This is a genomic window from Paenibacillus sp. FSL H8-0104 (assembly GCF_038050215.1).
GTDB lineage: Bacteria > Bacillota > Bacilli > Paenibacillales > Paenibacillaceae > Paenibacillus > Paenibacillus amylolyticus.
In genome coordinates, this window is the sequence record NZ_JBBOTC010000001.1 from 617,144 (window position 1) to 641,385 (window position 24,242).

The 24,242-nt window shown below is 45.9% G+C and carries 23 protein-coding genes; 14 read left to right on the forward strand and 9 right to left on the reverse strand.

Annotated elements, in window-relative coordinates; all coding sequences use genetic code 11:
* Positions 1–33: 33 nt before the first annotated feature.
* The 4 genes from NST38_RS02880 to NST38_RS02895 form a co-directional block, all read right to left on the reverse strand.
* Positions 34–1,068 (reverse strand): phosphotransferase family protein, encoded by a 1,035-nt coding sequence (locus tag NST38_RS02880; RefSeq protein WP_076254517.1) that lies wholly within the window; start codon positions 1,066–1,068, stop codon positions 34–36.
* Between the two features lie 21 nt (positions 1,069–1,089).
* The gene (locus tag NST38_RS02885) at positions 1,090–2,064 is read right to left on the reverse strand and encodes an SMI1/KNR4 family protein (protein WP_076254519.1); all 975 of its coding nucleotides are present in this window, start codon (positions 2,062–2,064) and stop codon (positions 1,090–1,092) included.
* A 182-nt stretch (positions 2,065–2,246) separates the two neighbouring features.
* Positions 2,247–3,278, reverse strand: coding sequence for a ribonucleotide-diphosphate reductase subunit beta (locus tag NST38_RS02890; RefSeq protein WP_036607380.1), 1,032 nt, complete (start codon positions 3,276–3,278; stop codon positions 2,247–2,249).
* 407 nt (positions 3,279–3,685) lie between these two features.
* On the reverse strand, positions 3,686–6,004 hold the full coding sequence (locus NST38_RS02895; protein ID WP_076254521.1) for a ribonucleoside-diphosphate reductase subunit alpha: 2,319 nt from the start codon (positions 6,002–6,004) through the stop codon (positions 3,686–3,688).
* Between the two features lie 772 nt (positions 6,005–6,776).
* Between NST38_RS02895 and NST38_RS02900 the strand changes: the two genes are divergently transcribed.
* A complete protein-coding gene (locus NST38_RS02900) occupies positions 6,777–7,103 on the forward strand; it encodes an MTH1187 family thiamine-binding protein (protein WP_017690882.1) in 327 nt (108 codons plus the stop codon).
* Between the two features lie 134 nt (positions 7,104–7,237).
* On the opposite strand, the gene NST38_RS02905 is transcribed toward NST38_RS02900, so the two are convergent.
* Positions 7,238–7,759 (reverse strand): stalk domain-containing protein, encoded by a 522-nt coding sequence (locus tag NST38_RS02905; RefSeq protein WP_256720230.1) that lies wholly within the window; start codon positions 7,757–7,759, stop codon positions 7,238–7,240.
* A gap of 241 nt (positions 7,760–8,000) precedes the next feature.
* Between NST38_RS02905 and NST38_RS02910 the strand changes: the two genes are divergently transcribed.
* Complete coding sequence (locus tag NST38_RS02910; RefSeq protein WP_017690882.1) at positions 8,001–8,327, forward strand: MTH1187 family thiamine-binding protein; 327 nt, start codon at positions 8,001–8,003, stop codon at positions 8,325–8,327.
* Between the two features lie 171 nt (positions 8,328–8,498).
* Here NST38_RS02910 and NST38_RS02915 read toward each other — a convergent pair whose 3' ends face one another.
* A complete protein-coding gene (locus tag NST38_RS02915) occupies positions 8,499–9,623 on the reverse strand; it encodes a PsbP-related protein (RefSeq protein ID WP_076254662.1) in 1,125 nt (374 codons plus the stop codon).
* Between the two features lie 444 nt (positions 9,624–10,067).
* On the opposite strand from NST38_RS02915, the gene NST38_RS02920 reads away from it, so the two are divergent.
* The 6 genes from NST38_RS02920 (at position 10,068) to NST38_RS02945 (ending at position 15,206) form a co-directional block, all read left to right on the forward strand.
* Complete coding sequence (locus NST38_RS02920; RefSeq protein ID WP_017690880.1) at positions 10,068–10,172, forward strand: hypothetical protein; 105 nt, start codon at positions 10,068–10,070, stop codon at positions 10,170–10,172.
* 43 nt (positions 10,173–10,215) lie between these two features.
* The gene (locus tag NST38_RS02925) at positions 10,216–10,323 is read left to right on the forward strand and encodes a hypothetical protein (RefSeq protein ID WP_017690879.1); all 108 of its coding nucleotides are present in this window, start codon (positions 10,216–10,218) and stop codon (positions 10,321–10,323) included.
* 229 nt (positions 10,324–10,552) lie between these two features.
* Entirely contained in the window at positions 10,553–10,864 is a 312-nt protein-coding gene (locus NST38_RS02930) for a hypothetical protein (protein ID WP_017690878.1), read from the forward strand.
* Between the two features lie 1,107 nt (positions 10,865–11,971).
* Positions 11,972–12,568, forward strand: a complete 597-nt coding sequence (locus NST38_RS02935; RefSeq protein WP_076254664.1) for an RNA polymerase sigma factor — start codon at positions 11,972–11,974, stop codon at positions 12,566–12,568.
* Positions 12,565–13,503 (forward strand): anti-sigma factor, encoded by a 939-nt coding sequence (locus NST38_RS02940; RefSeq protein ID WP_341343772.1) that lies wholly within the window; start codon positions 12,565–12,567, stop codon positions 13,501–13,503. Before NST38_RS02935 ends, NST38_RS02940 begins: the two co-directional genes overlap by 4 nt.
* A gap of 191 nt (positions 13,504–13,694) precedes the next feature.
* Positions 13,695–15,206 carry an HD domain-containing phosphohydrolase gene (locus NST38_RS02945; RefSeq protein WP_036607368.1) on the forward strand — a complete coding sequence of 504 codons (1,512 nt, stop codon included), beginning with the start codon at positions 13,695–13,697 and terminating at the stop codon, positions 15,204–15,206.
* Positions 15,207–15,210: 4 nt separating this feature from the next.
* Here the strand turns inward: NST38_RS02945 and NST38_RS02950 are convergent, their stop codons facing one another.
* Positions 15,211–15,864 (reverse strand): phosphatase PAP2 family protein, encoded by a 654-nt coding sequence (locus NST38_RS02950; protein WP_036607365.1) that lies wholly within the window; start codon positions 15,862–15,864, stop codon positions 15,211–15,213.
* Positions 15,865–16,104: 240 nt separating this feature from the next.
* Here NST38_RS02950 and NST38_RS02955 point away from each other — a divergent pair, with 240 nt between their 5' ends.
* From NST38_RS02955 to NST38_RS02970, 4 genes are all read left to right on the forward strand, one after another.
* A complete protein-coding gene (locus NST38_RS02955; protein ID WP_340937124.1) occupies positions 16,105–17,520 on the forward strand; it encodes a sensor histidine kinase in 1,416 nt (471 codons plus the stop codon).
* Between the two features lie 208 nt (positions 17,521–17,728).
* Complete coding sequence (locus NST38_RS02960) at positions 17,729–18,886, forward strand: MFS transporter (RefSeq protein WP_235193865.1); 1,158 nt, start codon at positions 17,729–17,731, stop codon at positions 18,884–18,886.
* 106 nt (positions 18,887–18,992) lie between these two features.
* Entirely contained in the window at positions 18,993–19,679 is a 687-nt protein-coding gene (locus tag NST38_RS02965; protein WP_341343773.1) for an oxidoreductase, read from the forward strand.
* Between the two features lie 148 nt (positions 19,680–19,827).
* Positions 19,828–20,202 (forward strand): RidA family protein, encoded by a 375-nt coding sequence (locus NST38_RS02970; RefSeq protein WP_340937122.1) that lies wholly within the window; start codon positions 19,828–19,830, stop codon positions 20,200–20,202.
* Positions 20,203–20,319: 117 nt separating this feature from the next.
* Here NST38_RS02970 and NST38_RS02975 read toward each other — a convergent pair whose 3' ends face one another.
* Complete coding sequence (locus NST38_RS02975; RefSeq protein WP_017690869.1) at positions 20,320–21,078, reverse strand: tryptophan-rich sensory protein; 759 nt, start codon at positions 21,076–21,078, stop codon at positions 20,320–20,322.
* A 224-nt stretch (positions 21,079–21,302) separates the two neighbouring features.
* On the opposite strand from NST38_RS02975, the gene NST38_RS02980 reads away from it, so the two are divergent.
* Together NST38_RS02980 and NST38_RS02985 are read left to right on the forward strand one after the other, a co-directional pair.
* Positions 21,303–22,268, forward strand: coding sequence for an arsenic resistance protein (locus NST38_RS02980; RefSeq protein ID WP_340937121.1), 966 nt, complete (start codon positions 21,303–21,305; stop codon positions 22,266–22,268).
* 72 nt (positions 22,269–22,340) lie between these two features.
* Complete coding sequence (locus tag NST38_RS02985; protein WP_036672096.1) at positions 22,341–22,535, forward strand: hypothetical protein; 195 nt, start codon at positions 22,341–22,343, stop codon at positions 22,533–22,535.
* Between the two features lie 75 nt (positions 22,536–22,610).
* Here the strand turns inward: NST38_RS02985 and NST38_RS02990 are convergent, their stop codons facing one another.
* Positions 22,611–24,239, reverse strand: a complete 1,629-nt coding sequence (locus NST38_RS02990; RefSeq protein WP_341343774.1) for a response regulator — start codon at positions 24,237–24,239, stop codon at positions 22,611–22,613.
* Positions 24,240–24,242 lie beyond the last annotated feature (3 nt).

Consider the following 24,242-nt stretch of genomic DNA (forward strand, 5'->3'; position numbering starts at 1 on the left):
TGTTGGGCGGCATATATGGAACGATACATTCTACTAATCTAACAATGCGACAATCGAATTAATGGACTGCTGCGCCCACTGTGCAAAAGGCAGGTCGGCTGCCCAAGTCACTTGTCCTGTGGCGTTGGCTTCCCCCCACCACAAGATACGTTGATAGAGCAGATGCATGCGGAGACGTGTGCGGAAGTGTTGGCATTTCTCCTCATCTGCTCCACAGACCAGATCCCGGTAGCAGCGAAGGAACTGTGCGGCCAGTTCTGGTTGACCCTCACGAACATACCTGGTGGATATTTTGGTGAGGTCGGCTGTTCCGTCTCCGAAATAGGCCGTTGTAAAATCGAACAAACCACTAATCTGCCACCCTGAAGAACGGCCGTCCAGATTTTGAATCAAAATATTCTCGACCTTGAAGTCTCCCATAACAAAACACGGAACAGCTCTGGACCGAAATGCCGGTTCAGCATTCTTGAATTGCTCGTCCACCCATTGAACATCTTCATCCGTAATCACCGAGTACTGTTCAGCATCATGTAACCAGTGACGAATGGTTCCGTACAACCAGTCCAGATAATCGCCTGCAAAGGAAACAATCTGCTGTGCTACAGGATCATATTCCCCGGCATCAGGCACCTTCCAGCGGTGCAGTTCAGCCAAAGTATGGGCAAACATACAGGCGATCTCTTCCTGATCTTGCTGTGACAGTGAAGCCTGGAATACTGGATCATACAGGTGATTCCCGGGCAGGCGTGGCATTATGGCATAACTCCAGCCTAGCAGATGGGTATCTTCATGTAACAAATATGGATCAGGGACAGGAATGGACGTATGTTTCGCCAGTTGTTCTACAAAAAACTTTTCTTCCTGTAACTGTCCTGCATATAAAGGATTGCCTTTCAGAATATACTCTCCACGGGAAGAGCGAATGAGCAGTGTCTGACCCATAACACCTTTATCCGTTCGTCGATAATCTTCAAGGGTTCCCAGGTCAAGCTCATTCAGCGCATCCTGCAATGGAACTGCGGCCACTTCGCCAAGTTGATTGGAACCAAAATATATACGGGTTGTCATATGGCCGGACCCTCCTGGGTTTTAGTCCTCATGCTCTTCGTCAGACAGGTCATACGTATCCTCATCGACCAATCCACGGATGAAAGCTTCAAAATTGGGCACAAGATATGTAATCTCATAATCATTTTCCTGATCCACATGAACTACACAGGGTTCGCCTTCAGGACCACAGAAACGATAATCCAACATAACAACATCATGACCAGCGGATGGACAATCACAGATCACAATCCCCAGATCGGGGTATCCCCAATCTTCGATCATGAACCGACTTCCCAGCTCACCAGCGAGTGCGTATATTTTATCGTGTCCAATTCCCATAATGCTTGAAATGGCAATGTGATCCTCAGCCCAGGAAGTCGCTTCTTTGGTGGGAAATACAGTGAGCGCAGGGATACCGCCGTTTTGCGTATTCATCAGTTGAATATAGGAAGCGGGCAGCTTGTAACCCAATTCTTTCTCAATAGTCAAAATCTCTTCTTCATCAAAAGGTTCTGATACATGATTGTCCTGCGCATAATCACTCTGTACCCAGAACGTTGCGGGATCATAAGTCCCTGAAGCGGCTCTTAGATGGTTCTGTGTACCGCTCTGCTCCAATGCTGCGATATTCTCTTCATGGCGTTGACGATCCATTCGCATCTTCTCCGCTTGGGGACGAATCTGGCGAAGGAATTCAAGGGTAGATTCATCATGGGGCAGAAGTTCATCAGCTCTCTCAAAAGCCAGTAGTGCCTGTTCATAACTTGCTATATGACAGTATGCATAACCCAAGCGGTATTGCCAGAGCGGGTCGCTTACCCCTTGCTCCTGGACAGACAACAAATGTTGAACGGCTTCGCGGTAACGTGCGTCATTGTTATAGGCTCTGGCGAGTTGACCAATCAGATCATAATCCCGCTCTGAGACGGGGATTCGTTCAATATGTTCAATAATGAGACTGAATTGGTCCTGCTCATGCCACAAGTTGATTTGTTCCAGCAGTTCTCTTTCCATGAATAGGCCTCACTTCCGTAGGAGGGGTATGAATCTCTTTCAAAACTATCTTACAAGGTTAAGAGACAAAAAAACACTCCCGCATGCAGATAGCCATGAAGGCATTCTATCAAAGGGAGTGCTTTAATTTGTGTTTATTTATACCGGATATACTCAAGTAGTAGATACCCGATCAGAAGATTTTACAAATCGTCAAATCCGTTATCGTCGCCAACTTTACCGTAGTTACGGGATTTAGCTTCAAAGAAGTCGGTTTTGGTTGCATTCAGTGCTTCATCGGAGAATGGTTTGATCCAAGGCATGCAGTTTACATCCACACCTTCATATGCTTTCTCCATACCCATCAGACGCAGACGTTTGTTGGCGATGTACTTGATGTAATCTTCCAACTCGTTCAGGTCAATACCGCGCACGTTGCTGAGTGTGTAATGTGCCCAGTTGGTTTCAAGCTCAACAGCACGATGGATGGTTGTGTATACGTAGTCCATGTTCTCAGGTGTGTTCAGTTCAGGGAAGTCTACCAGCAACTGTTTGTACACTTCGGCGAAGAAGTAACAGTGTTGGTTTTCATCTCGCTGGATATACGAGATCATCTGGCTGGTTGCCATCATTTTCTGGTCACGGGCCAGGTTGTAGAAGAAGGCAAACGTACTATAGAAGAAGATACCTTCGAGTACCAGATCGGCGACCATAGCCTGGAAGAACGTCTGTGGAGACGGCTCGTCCCGGAATGTTTGGTAAATGTCTGCGATGAAACGGTTACGGTCAAGCAGGACTGGATCATGTTTCCAGTATTCAAAAATTTCCTTTTGCTCCCGATCAGATACGATCGAAGACAGGACGTAGGAGTACGATTGGTTATGAACGACTTCCTGTTGTCCGATAATGGCCGAGATAGCTTCGAGTGAAGAATCGGTAAAGTAACGTTTTACGTCACCAACAAACATCGTCTGCATGGAATCAAGTACCGCGAGCAGGGAGATGTTGATTTTGAATGTACGTTGCTCTTCTTCATCCAGTTGAGCAAACTGGGAAGCATCTTTGGACATTGGAATCTCGTCTGCGATCCAGTGGTTAAGTAGCAGTACTTTGTACAATTTGTACATATGAGGCATACGAATGTCGTTCCAGTTCAGGATACCGGAGCATTCACCTTCAATAATACGGGTTGATTGGTTAGGGGCTTCGGTGTTAAAAATTTTCTGTACTTGCATTGTTCCGTTCACTCCTTGAATGAATTTGCACTGTATAACTACGATGACAGAACAACCTTCCGATCGCTGTTATCCCCTGATTTTTTTGATTCCCTCTTTTAAAGGGGAAAATCCGGTGATAAAGGCGAAGTGTATGCTTCCGAAGTAGCTTTCTTTCAGAAAGCTTTTAGCTTCGCTTCTTCAGCTTTTTTCTGTCCTCTTCGTTATCGTGTAATCATTAATTCTTTTATATATATTAGGGTTGTATAATGTGGCATCTATATCAACATCTTGCGATGCTGTGATCGTTTTTTAGGCAAAAAAGAACCAGGGCAACGCCATTTTGCAATCAAAACAGGATGCCCTGGTGGTCACCTCGAATCTAGTAAATCTTCTCTATCATGGATAAAACGTAACTTGCGTAAAAATCAAGATTCTTCAATCGTTAATGCACGGCTACGAACATAATAAGTTGATTTCATGCCGGCTCTCCAGGCGTGCAGATGCAATTCCAGGAATTCTGTTGCTTTAATATCTGGTCGAACATAGAAGTTGAAACTTTGTCCCTGATCGACGTGGCGCTGACGGGCAGCCGCCATATTAATGGAAGCATGTTGGTCCACCTGGAACGCCGTTTGGTAATAAGGGCTTGTTTTTTCGGACAGATCCGGAGCCGGATTGGCAATTTTGTAAGTTGTTTTCTCTTCATAAGATAACAGCTCATAGAGCGGATCAATACTAGCCGTTGAACCGGCAATAATGGACGTGGAACCGTTAGGTGCAATGGCGAACAACCAAGCATTACGTACACCGTTTTGTCGTACTTCGGCTTGCAGTTCTTTCCACTGTTCGGTTGTCACGAACTCGCCTACGCGCTCACCTGATGTGTACTCGCGTTGGTCGAAGTAATGACCACTTTCCCAATCGGAACCTTTGAATTTCGGATAATGTCCTTTTTCTTTGGACAGCTCCATACTGGATTTCACGAGCAGGTAGTTAATTTTTTCATACAGATTATCGTTATACGTTACAGCTTCTTCAGACTCCCAATGAATGCCTTCGAGAGCAAGCAGGTGGTGAAGTCCAAACGTTCCCAGACCGACTGCGCGATATTGGCTGTTGGTATATTGGGCTTGCAACACTTCAATGTTGTTAATGTCGATAACGTTGTCCAGCATGCGCACCTGAATTGGAACAAGACGCTCCAATACATTATGAGGTATAGCACGTGCCAGATGGATGGAGTTCAGGTTGCAGACAACAAAGTCGCCAGGCACTTTGGAAATCACGATGCGAGTTTGTCCATCCTTGGTTACGAGTTCTTCCTTTTCAATTACAGTGGCAGACTGGTTCTGCATAATTTCGGTACACAGGTTAGAGGAGTATACCATACCGTGTGCACGGTTAGGATTCGAGCGGTTAACCGTATCGCGGTAGAACATGTATGGCGTACCTGTCTCCAGTTGGGACTTAAGTACACGCTTCATGATGTCAATCGCCTGTACTGTAATCCGGGACAGCAGTGGGTGATTCACCGCTTCTTCGTATTTATCACGGAACGCACCTTCACCAAAGGACTCATCATAGAAATCTTCCAGTCCGAGTGCACGACCATTCTCGTCCTTCCAGCCCATCACTTTCTTTGTTTCGTGCGGACAGAACAGGCTCCATTCGCCGCGAGTGGATACCCGCTCCATGAACAAGTCAGGCAGACAGATGCCGTGGAATACGTCATGCGCACGCATACGCTCGTCACCGTTGTTCAGCTTCAGATCGAGGAAGGCCAGAATGTCTTTGTGGAAAACGTCCAGGTACACGGCAATGGCACCTTTACGCGTACCGAGCTGGTCTACGCTGACCGCTGTATTGTTCAGTTGGCGAATCCAAGGGATTACACCGGAACTTGTATTTTGGTGACCACGGATATCAGAACCACGAGCTCTGACTTTGCCGAGGTAAACGCCGATGCCGCCACCCATTTTGCTCAGACGAGCTACATCCGTGTTGGAATCGAAGATGCCTTCGAGTGAGTCGTCCACCGTATCAATGAAGCAGCTGGAGAGCTGACCGGCTACTTTTTTACCTGCATTGGACATCGTAGGAGTAGCTGCGGTCATGTACATGTTGCTCATGGCCCAGTATGCTTCCTTGACGAGATCCATACGTCTCTCGGCAGGCTCTTGGTGCATTAGGAACATGGCGATAATCATATAACGCTCTTGCGGCAATTCCATTACTTTTCCGTCAAAATCGTGAGCGAGGTAACGTTCTGCCAGTGTGAGCAAGCCGATGTAATCGAAGAGCAGATCGTTGCGGTAGTCAATGCACTCAGCAAGTTCGTCGATCTGTTCTTTGGTGTAACATTCCAGTAATTCTTCGCGGTAGATACCTTTCTTCACGAGATCTACAAGAAGAGGGTGAAATGCGCCATAAGGCTCGTCCGGGTAAGACTTGTATCTGCGGTTGGTAGCCGCTTTTTTGTAAAGGGAAGTGAGCAGGGAGCGCGCCGCTGCAAATTTCCAATTAGGCTCCTCTTTAGTTACCAGTTCCAGTGCGCTCATGATAAAAGCGTTGCTGATTTCGTCTCCGGTAACTTCATCACGGCGGAGCTTGCTGTTTACCCCACGTACCAGACGTTCCTTGTCCAGCATTTCCAGTCCTTCCAGAGTACGGTCGGCATATACCGAGATGCGCATATCATCAAAGGCAAGCTGGCGGTTGTTCGGCTTGGTCACAACTTGTGGCATGAATATTCCTCGCTTTCGCATGTTAAAGATATAAATTGGAGAAATTCTTTATATAAAGAATTGAGTGTTGTCTTACGGTGAGAAAAAGGTAAAGGTTGCTTTTGGCAGACTGAAACGGCGGTGACAAGTTCATGTCTTAAATCGCTCAACTTGAGGAGCACAAAACAGCACAATTCAGAACATGCTCATATAAAAAGCATTCTCCCGCCTCGCGGCTGAAAATGCCCATGGATGCTCTGGCTTCCTTACTGTCTTAGAAGTTCTGGATATCGACAGAAAAGGGTGCTTATGTAAGCTTTGGTCTATTGCAGATGTGCCTGTAGTTTGAGGATACCGGATGCAGTCCAAACAGCCCCGTTAACCTCCATGTCAACTCTGTTTCGAGAAAGCGATTTACACCTACAGGGACGTGCCTTTGGAGGTGATTTCATCCTGTTTTTCGCGAGAATGCAGAAGGTGACTAATAGAAGCGGAGAAATCTAGTGTTACTACATTTTGTAGCTGTCAACATACTGTAACCCAACATATTGTGTTTGTAAAGTGGGCCGATACAGTAAAACGTAATTCCGAGTATACCATTTAAGCCAGGAATCCGCAAAGGAAAAGGACTGGAAGATTTGAAGATTTATCAAAAAAATTTTTGAACAATTTGAATGACGTCTTCACGTCAGTTTGAATTGTAACGCATTCAACTGGTAGAATAAAAATAGTCAAAAATCGACTAAAATTAGCGGCAGCGGTTGTTCACGGGGCCCAGAGGAGGCGGAGCAAAATGGCAATAGCAGAAGTGACTGTAATTCCAATCGGAACGGGTACAACCAGTCTAAGCAGTTATGTGGCGGACATGCAAAAGGTATTGGAACATCAACGGGGCATTACATATCAGTTAACTTCCATGAGCACCATTATTGAGGGACCGCTTAACGAGATCTTTACAGCAATTGCGGCTCTGCATGAAGCACCGTTTTTGTCAGGAGCTCAGCGTGTTTCCACATCCGTCAAAATTGACGACCGTCGTGATAAACCGGATGCCTCAAGTATACAGAAGTTACAATCGGTTCAGGATAAACTGACGTCACTTCAGGCAAGACCTAATTAACAATTAATCAATTGTTCTGAAAGAGAAGCAAATTCTTCATATATTAGAAATGGAACTATCGATATTTTTACGTAAAGAAAAACAAAACAATCCTCGTTGAAATTCTCTAACCGAGGATTGTTTTGTTTATTAGACTATTGGATCAAACCAGCTTTTTTTAGATCTCCACGATTCAGAACTAGGGAACCCTGTAATTTTTTGTAGCGGATTGTTTTACCTGAGGGATCCGCCACAACTTTTTCCTCGTTTTCCTTAAGACCATTGGCGTTGACACTAAGGATGGTTTTTAGATTTTTTGAGACGTTGTAAACATCCGCCGAATCTCCTTTTAGAGCAACTTTATATCCATTAGATGCGGATAGATCAATCAGGCTAATCCAATCTGCTTGAGATTGACTCTTCGCAGAAAACTCAATGGAACGGGACGCACTGGTGTAATTAACTTCATAGCCAAGGATCTTGGCAACTTCACGAAGTTGTAAATACGTATTGCCCTTATAAAGCAATTGATCTGACGTAACAGTCTTGGACTGACCGTTAACAATAACTTTAAAGTTTGCCAAAGTTGCTTGAACTTTTTGTGAGGTAGCAGCCACAGCCATTGAAGAAGAACCAACCAACATCCCTATAGATAAAGCAACGATAACCTTTTTCATTTTCACCTTGATCATCAACTCCTATGTAATTGTATTATACCTGAGAATAATACCCTAATTAGGAAGCGTTGACACGGGTGGAAACTATTATTTTTTTGCTTCTTACGACTCAAATTTTGCTGAACCACTGATAATTTGAACAATTATTATGAAATTATAATAAGGATGAATTAATTCAGTCAAAAATCGACTAAAATTAGCGGCAGCGGTTGTTCACGGGGCCCAGAGGAGGCGGAGCAAAATGGCAATAGCAGAAGTGACTGTAATTCCAATCGGAACGGGTACAACCAGTCTAAGCAGTTATGTGGCGGACATGCAAAAGGTATTGGAACATCAACGGGGCATTACATATCAGTTAACTTCCATGAGCACCATTATTGAGGGACCGCTTAACGAGATCTTTACAGCAATTGCGGCTCTGCATGAAGCGCCGTTTTTGTCAGGAGCTCAGCGCGTTTCCACATCCGTCAAAATTGACGACCGTCGTGATAAACCGGATGCCTCAAGTATACAGAAGTTACAATCGGTTCAGGATAAACTGACGTCACTTCAGGCGCGTCCGAATTAATGGTTTAGTATAAACATCCGTATATACGGTTATTCGGTATGTTATAAGTCATTAATTAAAGGTTAGATTGTGTCTCTGCGTAGTTAACGTGAATTCTATAAACTGAAAGACAAAAAGACCAGCTTAACGTTCATTAAGCTGGTCTTTTTGTATACTCATTTAACATTTTAATTAATCTGCAACTACCAATGAGGCTCCAATCAAAGTGGCGTTGGTGTAACCACCGCCAACATTTTCAAAAGAGAAGTTGGTAATTGGCGCACCGATAACAGTGGCATAATCACCGTCAAGCAGATCTCCAGTCGTTGCAGGGTACAACGCTATAATATCGTTTCCGTTCTCATCCATGACATGAACGATAGAGAAGGTTGCTCCGAGAGAGCTATCTTCTTCAACGGAAATGACTTCCCCGTTAACTTGTACGAAAGTATTGTAATAGTTGCCTACATTTTTATTCAGATGACGGGTCGTTACATTGGAGTCAACGAGCCCCTGTACCTTTTTGCTTAGTTCTGTCGTAATGGCCGGGAATACATCGTTATGTTTACCAAAGAAATCATAAGATGCCTGCTCCATAAAGGCTGTGTCTTCTGTAATGTACGGAGTTAACTCATTAAAGAAATCCGCAGCTGATGCCGTAACAGATGAATTTCCAGTTGTTGCAGTTGGTGCTGTTTGCTCCAGCGGAGCAGTAATGCTCAGGGAATCAAGGATATCTTTGATCTCATCCTGATTATAAGTATCCTTGGCGTAGGTTAACGTCATGGTATAGAGTTCTGTATTGGTCGGAATCAGATACTGCACAAGGATAACATCTGTACCCGAGGAATGCTTATAGGCTCCTTCCAAGACACCAGCGCTATATTCTTTATAAGGCTTGTTTGTGTAGCTGGTTTTTTTATAATCGGAAATGCCGATGCTTGAACCGCTTTGTGTGTAATAATCCACTATATTATTGGCGTATTCTTCAGGATTAATTGAACCGGTTGAGCTGGCCTCAATCGTCAGATTCATATTATCTGCAAATGTGACTGATGAAGATTGGTCTGAAAAAGCAGCTTTAATGGATGGAGCATTCATTTGACTTGTATCTACGCTTTTCCAGGATTCAGGATATGCAAAAGAAAATCCTTCTCCACTATATGTAGTGTATTTCGTAGCTTTAGCTTCTGATGAGACAGTTTCAGTTGCCTTGGATGCTTCGGTCGTTTGGCTATTGGTTGTTGTGTTTTTTTCTGAATTACCACAAGCACTAAGCAATGTGGCTAATGCCAAAATCGTAATAAGTTTCTTCATTATGTCTAATTTCTCCTAATGTGCTTCCCATCGGTTGGGATTTTTTCTAAGGTCATCATTTCGTTTGGGATAATCTAGTTTAGGTCGTGAGCATAGAAACTCCTTTCTACTTTATTAGTAAAATAATAACATAAATAAAGATTTCAGTATTCATAATTACTAAAAAGGTAATTTATCTGTATTTAACAAGTTAAAAGCTAATAATATACCGTATGGTTATCCATTTTGAACGATAGTACATACATTTGGTTGATATAACCGTGGGATTTATTTATGACTTAAACATATTTGAACATAACATTCCGACTTAAGAACTAACCCTTTGTGTAGGTGAAATTAACGAATAGTCGGTGGAAAAAAACAGCCCATTTTCGACCTGAGCCCGGTCCCATGTGTGATTGGTGCATATAGTGAACTGTACCTCAAATCAAAGGAGGGGTTTACATGAGTGGAGTAGTAGGTGGATACGGCGGCGCATGGACATCGACTGGCGCGATCTTGGTTCTCTTTATCTTGTTGGTCATCATCTCTAAAGCATTCTTGATCTAATAAACCGCTTGGACCCTAATATATTTGTAAAGGAGGGTTCTGCATGAGCAACGTAGTTGAAGGCGTAGGATACGGCGGCTGGACATCGACTGGAGCAATCCTGGTTCTGTTCATTCTTCTCGTAATCATCACTAAATCTTTCTGGGTATAATATGGCGAGCTCTGCCGGGCAACCGGTGGGGTTTTTTTTCTAGAGGACAAGCATGGTGGAGAGATAGGAAGCTAAGATAGCTTGTGGTTGAGCGGAGTATGCTTCGAAAATGGGGAGGGTACCTCATGGCTAAAAGCCCATTTTGTCAAAATGAGGGCGATAGCCCGGTCCAGAGGTAGGCATAATACATAGCTTAGGGGTGTAGGCAAATGTTAAGGAGGAATGAACAATGAGCGAAGTAAAACCGAATTCACCGAACGGACAGGGACACGTATACGGACATATGGGAGGTTATGAGCATATGCAAGGATACCAATACACAGGTCATGAAATGCATGGGTATGGATATGGTTGTGGAACAATGCCAATGGGATATGGCTATGGATACGGACACCATGCCAATCAGGCTCCAATGATGCACGGTTATCAACAGGGTTGTGGAGTATCCTATGGTCATGGCGGCGGAAGCTGGGGTTCCATGGGTACGATCCTCGTACTGTTCATCTTGCTGGTCATCATCTCCAAAACGATGTTTATCTAAGGATTTGTGAGTGCAAGGGGACTTTGCTGATCGTGGATCGTTGTGATAGATGCTCTAAATAAACTCCGAAGTCTGAGTTCCATGTTGGGGCATAACGTACCTATGATTCAGAAAGGGACAGCGTAGGATTCCATCCTGCGGTGTCCCTTTTTTATTAGAAGTGAAGGAGCGTTGGGATTACTTTCTTTAACGAACTCCACAGACGCTATTCCATGCATTTTTGCCATTTCAAAAGTTTAACGAATCGTAGACGTTTTATTTCCTCAATTTGGGCATGTTTGGAGCTTATATTCATGAAGTGACATGGATTAACGTGGCTGAGATTCGTTAGATTTTACATAGCACAGAAATCCCCAATATAAGGTGTGCAGGATTCGTTAGCGTCTGGTGAGCGTTAACATTTGCTTTAGAGGCCGAAGTTATTTGCACAATTGGAGAAGTAAGGAAGTATCGAGGAGTGCAGTCAGTGGGAGAATGGAAAAGTTTTAAAAGCAGAGCCGAATTTATCTGGTTAGTCTGATAAGTGAAAGGAGGACTTTTCTTAATGTAGGAACGGTGTCCGACAGTCTGTAGATGTTACTAAATTGGATATGTAGACATGGATAAACACCCGGAACCCAATTCCGGGTGCTTTGTGTATGTTTTCAATCTTCTCAAGAATAAGTGATATCCAAAACAACAAAAGCCCTACCTCTCTTTTGTCCTTGCGGCTCCGATGACCGCGCCAGTGTGAATGGGAACATCTTGTGAAACTCTGTACTACCGGGTTATTGTGATTCAGGTTCTTCAATCTTCATAGGTTAATTGTGCTTATAGTTCGCTGCGGTCGCAGCATGAAGAAAATATTCCGGGGTTTAAAGAAGACAGAAATCATATGAGGTTGTTTAATACAACTCTTATAGTGTACCACAGGTTGTAATTTTCTGCAATAAAAAGGAAAGCGCGACCAGAGAAACATGTATTCGGACTGTTTTTATGTTAAAAAGTGAAAGGTTAGTTTGAAAAGATACAGAAAAATTTTCAAACTATTTCTTCATAGGGGTAATCCTCTTCAAAAGTTTCTGCGTAGGTTATAATAAGAGGGAAGAAACAGAAAGGGGCCCTCGCATGACTGAATCGATGGAGGACAGCAGGTTAATGCGGCAGATCGCGGAACGTGATTCCTCCGCACTTGAGCTTTTATATGACCGTTATGAGCGAGCGGTGTATTCTTTTGCCTACCGGATCGTTGGTGATCCCATGACGGCAGAAGAGACCGTTCAGGAACTTTTTATGCGGGTCTGGAATAATGCTGAACGATACGATGCCTCACAGGGGAAGCTGACCACATGGATGTTTGCGATTACGCGTAACATTGCAGTGGACATGCTGAGGCGGAAATCAAAAGGGGCAGCGACTACTTCAGTTGAACACGAGACACTGGCGGCCTATGCCGATGAACATACAAACACGGAAGAAGAAGTGCAGCGTAAATGGGAAGGTACCCGGATTAAAGAGGCGTTGTCCCAATTGAACGGTGATCAGCAACAAGTTATAGAATCGATTTATTATGCGGGATTAACCCAGCAGGAAGTATCCAGCCGATTCGGGATTCCGCTGGGTACAGTAAAGAGCCGTGTCAGGCTTGCCATGCGACAGCTCCAAAAGTTGCTGGCCGATGCTGAATTGCATCCGGACGCGGGAAGGGAGGGCATACATCCATGATAGAACGACATGAGGAGTGGTCTGATCTGGCACCGATGTATGTGCTGGGCGGACTGGAAGCAGAGGAAGTGGCGGCGTTTGAAGCGCATATGGCAACTTGCGAACCTTGCCGCCAGGAGGTAAGGGAATTGCAGGAAGTGACTGGCTTCCTGCCACTTGCGGCGGAACCTGTAGCACCGCCGCAAGGCATGCGAGCACGTGTGCTGGGCAACGTGCTCGGACATGCGCAGGAGAGCGCCGAGGCGAAGCCAGCGGCTACTCCTGCAGAGCCTGAAGCACCCGTGGTGCTTCAGGAGGATCTTGCGCCGCAGCACAAACGTGCGGCCCGGGTGGAAGAGGCTGCCCAGGCACAGCCATGGCAGCCACAAGCGCGCGCGCGTGCGCGCAACAGCAGCGCCTGGCGCATAGCCAGTGCCGGCCTTGCGGCCGCGGCACTGTTGCTGGGCGTGTACACGGCGCAGCTGCGGAGCCAGATCGACTCGCTGACGCAGCAAGCGGCGGGCTCGTCGGCTACGCAAGAGCAACTGGTGCAGGCACAGGCGCAGAATGCACAGCTGCAAGAGCAGCTGGCATCAGCTCTGAAGCCCGCACAGGGCATGAAGACCGGCGAGGCAGTGAAGCTGAATCCTGCAACGCAGGACATTGTAGCTCAGGGTCTCGCAACCATCGTTATTGACAGCAAAGGCACTCACCTGGTTGTGCAGGCTGAGAACCTGCCGAACCTGGAAGGCAACGAGGCTTTTCAGGTCTGGTTGATCAAAGGAGATACCCCTCAGAATGCGGGTACTTTCCTTAGTCGTGACGGAACGGGAGCAGTATACTACACATTGGATTCGGCCAACGACTATGATACGGTTGCCATCACGCTTGAACCGGATGCAATGGGAGATGAGCCGCGCGGTACAATGATTCTGGCTGCCAAGATTAAAGGATAAATATAGGATATATCACCAAAGGCTGCTCCGTCGTGGAGCAGCCTTTTTGTGTTTTCCAGTTCTGATGCCCATCCATTGGATTTTATTAATTTTTTTAGTCGGAGCAACCGATAAACAAATAGAAGGCAATACCCTTAATCTCCCTGTATCTCAAGGGAGAACTGGTTGCACATAGAGAGTGAGGGGTTCAGTTGGAAGCATACCGTTCATTTATCTTTCGCCTGATACGCAATTATCTGATCGGTTCACTGGCAGCTGTTTTTGTTGTCGGTACAGTAGTTATGGTATCTACTCTGCAAATACCCAATATTCAATTTGTTCGGCTCATCTTCATTGTACTGATTTCACTCTTGTTCATGCTGGTTGCAGAATTAATTACGCTGTGGGTGCAGCTAGGCCCCATAAGACAATTTTTCACTTCCGAGCATCACGAGAGAGACGAATTGAACCACATGTATGAGAAAATTCATCGTTTTCCGGGACAGACCATATATCGGATCATGGGTCCGCACATGCTTGGTTTCTCACTTCCGGCAGCCGGATTAACATTATGGATGATATCCACAGGGTGGCTTGAATTTCCTTACTTCTATACTGTCGTGGCCGCTGCGTGTGCCTTTCTGATTGCCATCATGCATGCGCTGATTGAGTATTACTTAACGGTGCGGGCGATTAGACCCCTGTTACTTGAGATTCGACATCGAGGCAAAGTCCAATACGGGATGGAACCTTCACTGGGAGGGCGAATCCTGGTATCGATCCAGCGTAAATTTCAGCTAAGTACGGCACTGATTGGCTTATTTCCTCTATTTCTATTTTTCCTGGCTACATATATCAGACTTCAGTATATGGACAGTGAATTTGCGAAAGAGTACATACTGTGGGGAATTCTCATCGTTGTTCTGGGCGCGGGGTTTGCGCTGGTGGGAAGCTGGCTGTTGATTCGTGATGTTCGTGATCCAGTTGCTGAACTGACGCATGAGATGAACCGAATTCAGGGGGGAGATCTTGGCAGACGAGCTCCGGATCTATATGCGGATGAGTTTTCGGCACTGATCTCCGGTTTTAATATGATGATTAATCGGCTGGAGATGAGACAGGAACGCAATCGACAGCTGTTGCAAAGTTATTTTTCTACGCTGGCTGCTGCTTTAGATGCCCGAGATAAGTACACGGCAGGACATTCCATGCGTGTGGCAGAGTATTCGCTGATGATTGGTAAGCTGAGCGGAATGAGTGAGGAACAGGCGGATTTATTGTACAAATCAGCCCTGCTTCATGATATCGGGAAAATCGGCATACCTGATGAGGTGTTGCTGAAGGATGGAAAACTAAGCGATGAAGAATTCGCAATTATTCAGACACATCCCGTGCAGGGAGAGAGTATTCTGCTCCAGATAGAACCCATTGATGCCATGGCTGACTTTCTGCCTGGTGTACGATCTCACCATGAGAGATATGATGGCAAAGGGTATCCGGATGGGATGGCAGGCGATGAGATTCCGCTATTTGGCCGCATCATTGCGGTAGCGGATGCCTTTGATGCCATGACGTCTGATCGACCATACCGGAATGGGATGAGTCATGAGAAAGCGCTAACGATTTTGGAAGAAGGAAAAGGGACCCAATGGGACCCCTATTTTGCAGGTTTGTTTATTGATGAATGGAGACGACAACAGCATCTTCAGAAACCATCGAAGTGAGGGATCAGCTGATTCCCTCTGTCCACTTCGATTCTTTTCTGCGTCTCCGGTGAAGAGCGAGGCCTGTTATGATGGTGAGAACACATTCGCCGAGTATGACCGCACCCAAGGCGTCATAGATCACATGTTGTTTGATCATTAGCGTGGATACTATAATGGTTGCTGCCCCGGCGGCCACCAAAATCTTGATGGGTTTGCGGATGCTTGGAACCGAGAGAACAGCACGCATAACCAGATAAGAGTGAAGAGAATGAATACTTGGAAAACAATTATAAGGACGATCCTGGCTATAGAGCCATCCGAGGACAGATGCTCCCAGGCCTGTACCCGTAAGTTCCGGGCGCGGTACCATGGTCTGAAAGTTGAAGTAGATCAGATAACATATCCAGACACAGATATTCATGGATAACAAGACGCGGTAATACGTCAGGCGATCCTTGGCACACAGGTAAGCGAGCACACCGAATACAAACGGGTACCAGCCCAAATATGGAATGGACATGCCAGGCACGTAAGGAATGATCCGGTCAAGCGGCGAATCAAGCACTACGAACCCGCGTTCTGGACTATTAAGAATATCATAGAAGAGCCCCATGACGGCCAAAGACAGCATTAAACTCAATGACAGCCAATAGGATTTGCTTTTTAACAATTGCACAACACCTTACTCCTTTCATTCATGCTCCCTAGGAGCATGACCCCAGCAAATAACTAATTCAAATTTAAACAACAATATATTCTACTACGACCAGCGCACAAATTGAATCCTGATTTGTGTATTTTTGTGTATTTTTTTGACGAAGAAGGAATGCGGAAGTTTCAATGGGCATGATATGATAGAGACACATACGGACGAAGGCACTTTGGCCAGTAAAGTCGGTACAACAGGAGTGAGTGAATGCAATTTTCAAAAATGTTCGTATTGAATATGGGGATGCTTATTACCATTGCATATCTTGCTAGTGTGTTCTATAAATATGTCGTAATACGTACCTCTTCCCGAGTGAAGCAGATCAGCTCCGTGCTTGTCCTTATATTTGCAGGTTGGATCAGTACGGTTTTTGGGTTTCAACTCACCGATGAAGTGGTCTTTGATCTTCGATATGTTCCTTTAATTGTAGCCGTTCTAACGTATAGACAACCCTATAGCGTAATTATCGTGGGTATTGGAATTGGGCTGTCGAGGCTGACTTTTGGCATCACGGATGCTACATTGGCGGCAGTTCTTAACATGTCTGTTTTGGGCGTGATATGTGCAGGTCTGAATATATGGATGAGACGCAGCAACTACAGGCTGATTATTAAAGGAATCCTTGTTACAGTTATCGTCAATGTGGTCAATAGTGTAAACATTGCTATCGTTGGTGTGATCCCGGCTACATACTTCTTTTCACATATTATGCCTTATACACTCCCTACAGGTATTTTGCTGAGCCTTATTTTTGCATTTATTTTACGTGATTTTCAGAATGAACAGAATCGTATTTTACTGATCCAGAGTACAAACCGGCTATTGTCTGTGCAAAAGGAAGAGTTACAGAAAGCCCAGATTGTACTGGAGGATCGAGCGAAACAATTGATGATTGCCTCACAGTATAAATCCGAATTTCTCGCCAATATGTCCCATGAACTGCGTACACCACTGAACAGTGTCATTAACTTTGCCCAGATGATCAGCGAGAATGCCGACACGATGGATCAGGAGGATATTGTACGTTTTGCCAATATGATCGACCACTCCGGGCAGGAACTGCTCACGCTCATTAACGATATTCTGGATCTCTCCAAAGTAGAAGCGGGGCGGTTGGATATTGTACTGGAGGATATCAGTGTCGCACAACTTACAGAAGATGCCATGAGCCACTTTCAGCTTGTTGCCGAGAAAAAAGGTATTCAGTTGGTTCTGGACAAAAAACAGGGACTGCCCGAGACGCTATGGTCTGATCCCCAGCGGGTTCAACAGATTTTGCGGAATCTGATGTCCAATGCCATCAAGTTCACTCACCGAGGGAAGGTCACGCTGACCGTAAGCACCAAGCAGATTAAGAATGCAGGTATTCAGAATCGATGGCTTATTTTCTCCGTTCAGGATACAGGTATTGGCATTTCTGAGGACAAGCATCATTCCATATTTGAAGCATTTCAACAGGCTGACGGGTCGATTAGTCGAAAATTTGGCGGTACCGGACTAGGCCTGTCGATCAGTCGGGATTTAGCGAGATTACTGGGGGGATCGATTGAACTGGAGAGCGCTGAAGGTAAAGGAAGCACCTTCCATCTCTATCTCCCGTTGGACCGTGAAAAAATGAGTTGACAACCTTCGCGCCGTGAGTAGAATTTGGGATGACAACTAGCATCGACCGGCTTTTGAGACCCGGTCTAAGGAGTGTATCCCCATACAGAAGACGGTCAACGTTAACCCTCCCCCGTTAGCAAGCAAACCACGGCGCAAGGGTTCGACACAACGCACGAATTTATCGATTGCAACATGGGAGGGTGTACCGGCAATTATTTTACAGACCTTGCTGGGAGGCCCATTTTTAACCGGATTTCTGCTGTACCTTGGGGCCGGGTCGAGACATATCGGCTTTGTGCTCGCGATTACGACGTTTGTGAACATTGCCCAGATCGGAGCAGCTTACTGGATGCAGCGTATTCGCAGCCGTAAACGCATGCTGCTGTTATTTGTGGGCACACATCGCATCTTGTGGAGTGCAACGGGACTGATCCCGTTTATATTCCCCAAAGAGTGGTGGGTAAGTGTATATATTGGCGTGTATACGGTTGCTTTTATATCAAATACCATCGGCGGTATGATCTGGACTTCACTGATTGGCGATATCGTACCTGCTAAGGTGAGAGGGCGTTATTTTGGAATTCGAAATACGATTCTGAATGCTCTTGGAAGCGTATGCTTATTTGCAGGCGGTATTGTTTTGGATCGTTACCCTGGAGAAATGGGCTTTCTGATCCTGTTTATTCCGGTGTGGATATGTGCTATTGCCAATACAGTCATCTATTTTTTCTATCCGGACGTTCCCTTTGAACGTTCTACCGAAAAGGTTTTCTGGCGCATGTTCATCAAGCCGTTCCAGGATCGTTCTTTCCTGAAAGCAACGCTGTTCCTGGCTTCATGGTTATTGATCCAGACCTTGATTGTTCCGCTTTATTCCTATGTTATGCTCGATTTATTGAACATCAATTATCAGACGGTATCCCTGATCACGGTAGTCCAGACGCTGGTTATGATGGCCGGTTTCTATGTCTGGGGCAATCTGAATGCCAGATTCAGCAACAAAACCCTCCTATTTTGGACATTGCCAGTCATTGCACTCTCCTGTTTGTCGTGGGGGTTAATGTCGTTCATGCCCGTATTGATCGCACTATTTTTATCTCATATTTTCCTTGGGATCGGTGTAGGTGGATTCAACCAGCTGGCATTTAACTTTACGATCGGAGACACACCCAAAAGTGAAAGACCGATGTTTGTCGCGGTGTATTCGGCTCTGACCGGAGTCACTTCGTTTCTCGGGCCGTTGTTGGGTGGCTGGTTGTATGAAAAGATGGAAACCTGGTCCGATGCGCTGGCCTGGATCTCAGCCTATGGATTTCAGATGGGGGTTGGTGTCGTGATGCTGATTCTGACATTTACCCTTGGACGTCGTGTACTGTTAAAATAGATATTGAATATTTACACGGGCACTTCGATGACAGAACAACCTTGTAAATATTTAGATTGATCATATGTATCTGGTATGACTTCAAAAAAGATGGCGAAGTGGAGGGATGTATTTGAATCGTCTCGAACGGAAAGCCATGGTGATTGGAGCCACCGGGCTTGTAGGCGAATTACTGGTTCAGAATCTGCTGGAGCACCCGGCATACAGCCTGGTTCGCGTTCTGGTTAGACGTCCGCTTGAGCTGCAACATCCCAAACTGGAACAGCATGTGGTGGATTGGGAACAGCTGGAGAGCCACGACCACTTATTCGACGGAATCGATGACCTGTACTGTTGTTTGGGTACAACGATCAAAAAAGCAGGCAGTCAGGACAATTTCCGTCAGGTGGACTATCATTACCCGGTTCGTGCAGCTACGATTGCGAAGCAACATGGTGTATTGCAGATGCTGGTGATCTCCTCCATGGGAGCAAGTGCAGGTTCCCGGGTCTTTTACAGTCGGACCAAAGGGGAAATGGAGGATGCATTGTCCGATATCGGTTTTCCGTCATTGCATATCTTCCGCCCTTCCTTAATTCTGGGAGATCGAAACGAGAAGCGGTTTGGTGAGCAGATGGCTGCCCATGCCATGAAGTTTCTGGATCGCTGGATGAAAGGCAGAGCGGACAAATACCGGGCGGTCCACGCCGCAACCATTGCACAGGCCATGACAAATATTGCGTTGGTGCAAGCCAAAGGAAACCATGTGTATTCGAATGAAGTCATTCATGTCCTTGGTGTGGACGGGGGCTAAGAAACCTTTGAACGAGCTGTTTACTTCATGTGGATAGGGAGGAGCGTTTCTCGCTTGAGGTAGATCGTGGTATAATAGGCAACAAAAATGAGTTCGAACCCTGACTCCATACGGCAGCAGGATAACGAACATGAAGGAGAACTCGTCCATGAAAAAACCAATCTCTACCGATCAGGCGCCAGGCGCCATTGGTCCATACAGTCAAGCCGTTGATGCAGGCGATTTCATCTACACTTCCGGACAGCTTGGCCTGAATCCTCAAACGGGAGAATTCGGCGCAGATGTACAGGAGCAGACACGTCTGTCTTTGAGCAATGTGAGGGCTATCCTTGAAGCAGCAGGTACAAGTATGGATAAAATCGTGAAAACGACGGTGTTCCTGAAGGACATGAACGATTTTGTTCCTGTGAATGAAGTGTATAGCACGTTCTTTGAACAGCCGTACCCTGCACGCAGTGCAGTAGAAGTTGCTCGTTTGCCAAAAGATGCATTGGTGGAGATTGAAGTTATTGCTCTGAAATAGGACAACCTTCATTCGCTGTGGTATACATAAAAAGCCGATTTCAGGTCGAATGACCAGAATCGGCTTTTTGCTTATGTTTTTTCGTTATATTTAAGCGTTATATATGATGGAAACTACTCAATCGCGATCCTGATTACGGGCGAAGAACAGCCATACCGCGTAGATGGCCAGTACGATCGCAATGATGATTGCCGTATAATATACGGAAGTGACATCCTTTTGTTTAAGTGCAATGGCGATATACGCCCATGTGAATACAAGTGGGTATATGCTATCGCGATAACGGAAGCTAACGAGTACAGCCAGCACCATACCCACAATCAGCATGATGATCGTCCAGGTTGGTTCGCTGATACCAAAACCATCCCAGCCAATTTTATATAACAGTACAGCTGCATTGACAATCGTTGCCACGCTAATCCATCCGAGATAGATGCTGAATGGCAGCTTCACAAGCCAGATCTCAGCAGTGGTTGGAACCGTAATGGTACGTGTTTTTACATACAGCATGATCAGGCACAACAGAAGCAGTACAATAATCAGTAAAGCGAGACCGGTCTGCAAGTTTTGAAAAGCAAAAATCCAGGCGACGTTAAAGGCACAGCTTGCCAGAAACCAATACCCGAGACGGGTAATCGAATCCCTTTTCCAGGAAGCGGGCACGAACTGATAGATCACAAACCCTGCCAACAGCAAGTAGATCAGACCCCATATAGAGAAGGCATAGCCAGAAGGTGTGAGCAGCACAGGATACATATCCGATACTTCTTTATTGGTCTTGCCCCCGATCGGCAGAGCGTTGGAGAGATAGTTCACGATAATTACAGCGATAAAACCAATGGCGTTTAACCACTTGTACGGATTGTTACGTGACATTGTGTTTCCTCCTTGGTTTAACGAATGAATGAACCACGGGTCAGTCTACAATGAATATACCCAGTTCTTGCACATTCTAATAACAGCCGCAAAAAATTCACAAGTTGTCCTTTCAGATCCTTGTGCTCAGCTGCTATGTTGGATGGTACTCTGTCCCAATGTACGCGAAACGAAGCAGGAATATGTCCATGCCCACGATGTCCCACTAGAAGAGGAGGAAGAGAATGCTCACAAGAGAAACGATGGAGCAACAGCAAGCCTGGTTCTATGTAGTTGCATTGTTCTTAGGAGCAGCGATAGGGCTGAGTAATCCGGTATGGGGGAATTTTTTACACTACACCGTGTCCCCGGTTCTTGCCGTTCTGTTATACAGCATGTTTGTACAGATTCCCTTTTTACAGTTAAAAGAGTCCTGGTCGAATCTTCGATTTATGGTGGCGCTACTGGTGGCTAATTTTATCGTAGTACCTGTAGTTGTATGGGTGCTCACACTTGTCTTTCCGCAATCGCCAGGCGTTCTGATCGGAGTCTATCTGGTACTGTTAACGCCCTGTATTGATTATGTCATCGTGTTCACGCAGCTGGGCAGGGGCAATGAGAAACTGATGCTCGCCGCAACACCTATTTTATTTGTTATACAAATGATACTGTTACCGTTTTATTTATGGCTATTGATGGGTACCGAGGTGGCGCAGATCATGCAGGTAGGGCCGTTTGTAGAGGCTTTTCTGTTCCTGATCGTTATTCCACTGCTGCTCGCTGTTGTTACACAAGTTTTCTCCAGAGGTAAGGTGAGCGGGGAGCGGGTCATGAATGGGACGGCATGGCTCCCGGTTCCGATGATGGCACTTGCGCTGATCGTGGTTGTCGCTTCCCAGATTGGCAAAGTCTACAATGATATGGCGATTATCGTGAACGTGATCCCGATCTACGTTTCTTTTCTGATCATTATGCCTTGGATATCTCGGATCATTGCTAAGGGGTTTCGATTGAATCCAGCCGCCGGGCGGGCGTTGATTTTCAGTTCAGCCACACGGAATTCGCTGGTTGTTCTGCCGCTAGCGCTGGCACTCCCACCAGAATGGGCAACCATTGCTGCGGCTGTTATTGTTACACAGACGATGGTGGAGCTTGCAGGGGAGATAGTCTACGTTCGACTTGTACCTGCGGTGATTTTGCGGGATCGGTGAGCGTACTAGGGTGTATATATGTTATGATCTAATATAATTAATAAAACCATTTTTGGTAAATAAAAGGGGGTTATGAGTATCCTTACTTACCGGAAGATCATGTTCTACCTGGATATTGCACTGGTACCATTCATCGTAGTCTTTTTTCCCATAGCAGCTCATACAACGGGAAATAAAGTTTATTATCTCTACTTGGGTATAGCTGTAGCTGCAATCTTTCGGATCGTATCCTATCTTAGAAAAGAAAGAGCCAACAAATCGTCATGATATAGGCTAATTTTCGTGTTCCAAAATAAACAGCAAAAAAGGACTCCGTTGGGGGTCCTTTTTGAGTTGAAGCTCCTACGTTCCAGCCTCCAATAATGTTTTACGATATTCCGCTGGCGTGATGCCTTCCATCTTTTTGAACACTTTGCTGAAATACTTTTCATCCTGGAATCCAACCATCTCCGAGATTTTGGCGACACGCAGGGAAGGATTTTGCAGTAACAGCTTGGCGTTGTTGATTCGCAGTTTGCCCAGATATTCCGACCAGTTCAGACCAAATTGCTGTTTGAATTTGCGTGAGATATACTCCCGGCTCAGATAGAAACGTGCGGCAATCTGCTGTAAGGACAGGTCCTCCTGATAATGGGCGTCCATATAACGTGCAATCTCACTCATGGGATCAGGATTGGCGTGGTGATGAGCGGTGAGCGCCTTACCGGCCGCAAGCAGTCGTTGTTCCAATGATGAACGAAGCAGGGGGAGGGATAACAATCCTTCAGCGTCCAAAGGTAACTCGGCAAAGGGAATAGACTGTTCCTCCGTCACTTCTTCCTCTTTGAATGACGAACCTGCCGTATCATCAAGCCAGCGGCTCAGCATCCATTCCAGCTCATCGATCCATTGCTGGATCTGCTCAGCACTGACAACCGCAAGATCAATAATCGGGTCAAGCCACTCGGCGACCGCAGCAGATACACTGGAAGCCCGGCAACTCATGGCTGCCATACGCAGGGGTTCTTCATGGGCGGTTAAACGCCTGATTTTATTCCCATTTGATGATTCCACTGAGGCATGGATTCGCTGTTTAATTTGCACAGCATTACGTCGCCACAGCCTTGAACTTGCTTCCAGATAGGCCGCTGAGATTCCGCCAGGATAAGACTCGCAGGTGGAGATCCCAAAATGAAGCCGGCGCTGAATCGTCTGTTCCAATCCATGATTGACCTTGTCCAGAATATGTTCCAATGAAGTGGATGGACCCCAATGCAGCAGAACAACCTCGTCCGGTTGATCCAACTGACGAAACATTACGCCTTCGTCTGGTGTGGATAACATCTCGGCACAGATATTGAGCACCGAGAACACAAGCAGGTCCGGTTGACTGCGGTATTTTGCCAGACAATCTGCATCCAGATGGGACAGGCTGGTGACAGCGACACTACAGACAGGGATTAGACAGGGGAGATTTAACTCATCCTGCAATCGCTGCATGTGTGAAGGGCTGCTGCCTCTTCCGACGGCAAGTTCGGTGAGCAGACGATCCTGGTAGTGGGGGCGCATTCGATTAACAACAATGGATTGCCTGGTGGATTGTATCCGAATGGCGTCTTCCTCTACCCAAGCTGTAACGGCCTTTAATAGAGATGCATTCAGCTCATCTGCTTCCACAGGTTTCAGGAGGTAGTCCATGCCACCATGCCTGATTGCATGCCTCACAAGTTCAAAATCATCATATCCGCTGATAACCAGCACCTTGCTGTGTGGGGCATGAGCCGATATCCATTCAAGCAATGCCATACCGTCCTTGCCCGGCATCCGCATGTCACTGAGTATGATTTGAGGTTGATGTGCCGTGATGGCGGCGATGGCTTCATCCCCGTCTGCTGCTTCAAGTAATGTATCAATGCCAAACTCTTCCCAATGACCAAGCAACCTTATGGCATCGCGGACATGTTTTTCATCATCTACAAGCAGTGCCTTCATGTT

What these genes read in the sequence shown, in the direction of transcription:
- NST38_RS02880 (WP_076254517.1), bottom strand. Translation starts at nt 1,068, where the DNA reads ATGACAACCCGTATATATTTTGGTTCCAATCAACTTGGCGAAGTGGCC.
- NST38_RS02885 (WP_076254519.1), bottom strand. Translation starts at nt 2,064, where the DNA reads ATGGAAAGAGAACTGCTGGAACAAATCAACTTGTGGCATGAGCAGGAC.
- NST38_RS02890 (WP_036607380.1), bottom strand. Translation starts at nt 3,278, where the DNA reads ATGCAAGTACAGAAAATTTTTAACACCGAAGCCCCTAACCAATCAACC.
- NST38_RS02895 (WP_076254521.1), bottom strand. Translation starts at nt 6,004, where the DNA reads ATGCCACAAGTTGTGACCAAGCCGAACAACCGCCAGCTTGCCTTTGAT.
- NST38_RS02900 (WP_017690882.1), top strand. Translation starts at nt 6,777, where the DNA reads ATGGCAATAGCAGAAGTGACTGTAATTCCAATCGGAACGGGTACAACC.
- NST38_RS02905 (WP_256720230.1), bottom strand. Translation starts at nt 7,759, where the DNA reads ATGAAAAAGGTTATCGTTGCTTTATCTATAGGGATGTTGGTTGGTTCT.
- NST38_RS02910 (WP_017690882.1), top strand. Translation starts at nt 8,001, where the DNA reads ATGGCAATAGCAGAAGTGACTGTAATTCCAATCGGAACGGGTACAACC.
- NST38_RS02915 (WP_076254662.1), bottom strand. Translation starts at nt 9,623, where the DNA reads ATGAAGAAACTTATTACGATTTTGGCATTAGCCACATTGCTTAGTGCT.
- NST38_RS02920 (WP_017690880.1), top strand. Translation starts at nt 10,068, where the DNA reads ATGAGTGGAGTAGTAGGTGGATACGGCGGCGCATGGACATCGACTGGC.
- NST38_RS02925 (WP_017690879.1), top strand. Translation starts at nt 10,216, where the DNA reads ATGAGCAACGTAGTTGAAGGCGTAGGATACGGCGGCTGGACATCGACT.
- NST38_RS02930 (WP_017690878.1), top strand. Translation starts at nt 10,553, where the DNA reads ATGAGCGAAGTAAAACCGAATTCACCGAACGGACAGGGACACGTATAC.
- NST38_RS02935 (WP_076254664.1), top strand. Translation starts at nt 11,972, where the DNA reads ATGACTGAATCGATGGAGGACAGCAGGTTAATGCGGCAGATCGCGGAA.
- NST38_RS02940 (WP_341343772.1), top strand. Translation starts at nt 12,565, where the DNA reads ATGATAGAACGACATGAGGAGTGGTCTGATCTGGCACCGATGTATGTG.
- NST38_RS02955 (WP_340937124.1), top strand. Translation starts at nt 16,105, where the DNA reads ATGCAATTTTCAAAAATGTTCGTATTGAATATGGGGATGCTTATTACC.
- NST38_RS02965 (WP_341343773.1), top strand. Translation starts at nt 18,993, where the DNA reads ATGTATTTGAATCGTCTCGAACGGAAAGCCATGGTGATTGGAGCCACC.
- NST38_RS02970 (WP_340937122.1), top strand. Translation starts at nt 19,828, where the DNA reads ATGAAAAAACCAATCTCTACCGATCAGGCGCCAGGCGCCATTGGTCCA.
- NST38_RS02975 (WP_017690869.1), bottom strand. Translation starts at nt 21,078, where the DNA reads ATGTCACGTAACAATCCGTACAAGTGGTTAAACGCCATTGGTTTTATC.
- NST38_RS02980 (WP_340937121.1), top strand. Translation starts at nt 21,303, where the DNA reads ATGCTCACAAGAGAAACGATGGAGCAACAGCAAGCCTGGTTCTATGTA.
- NST38_RS02985 (WP_036672096.1), top strand. Translation starts at nt 22,341, where the DNA reads ATGAGTATCCTTACTTACCGGAAGATCATGTTCTACCTGGATATTGCA.
- NST38_RS02990 (WP_341343774.1), bottom strand. Translation starts at nt 24,239, where the DNA reads ATGAAGGCACTGCTTGTAGATGATGAAAAACATGTCCGCGATGCCATA.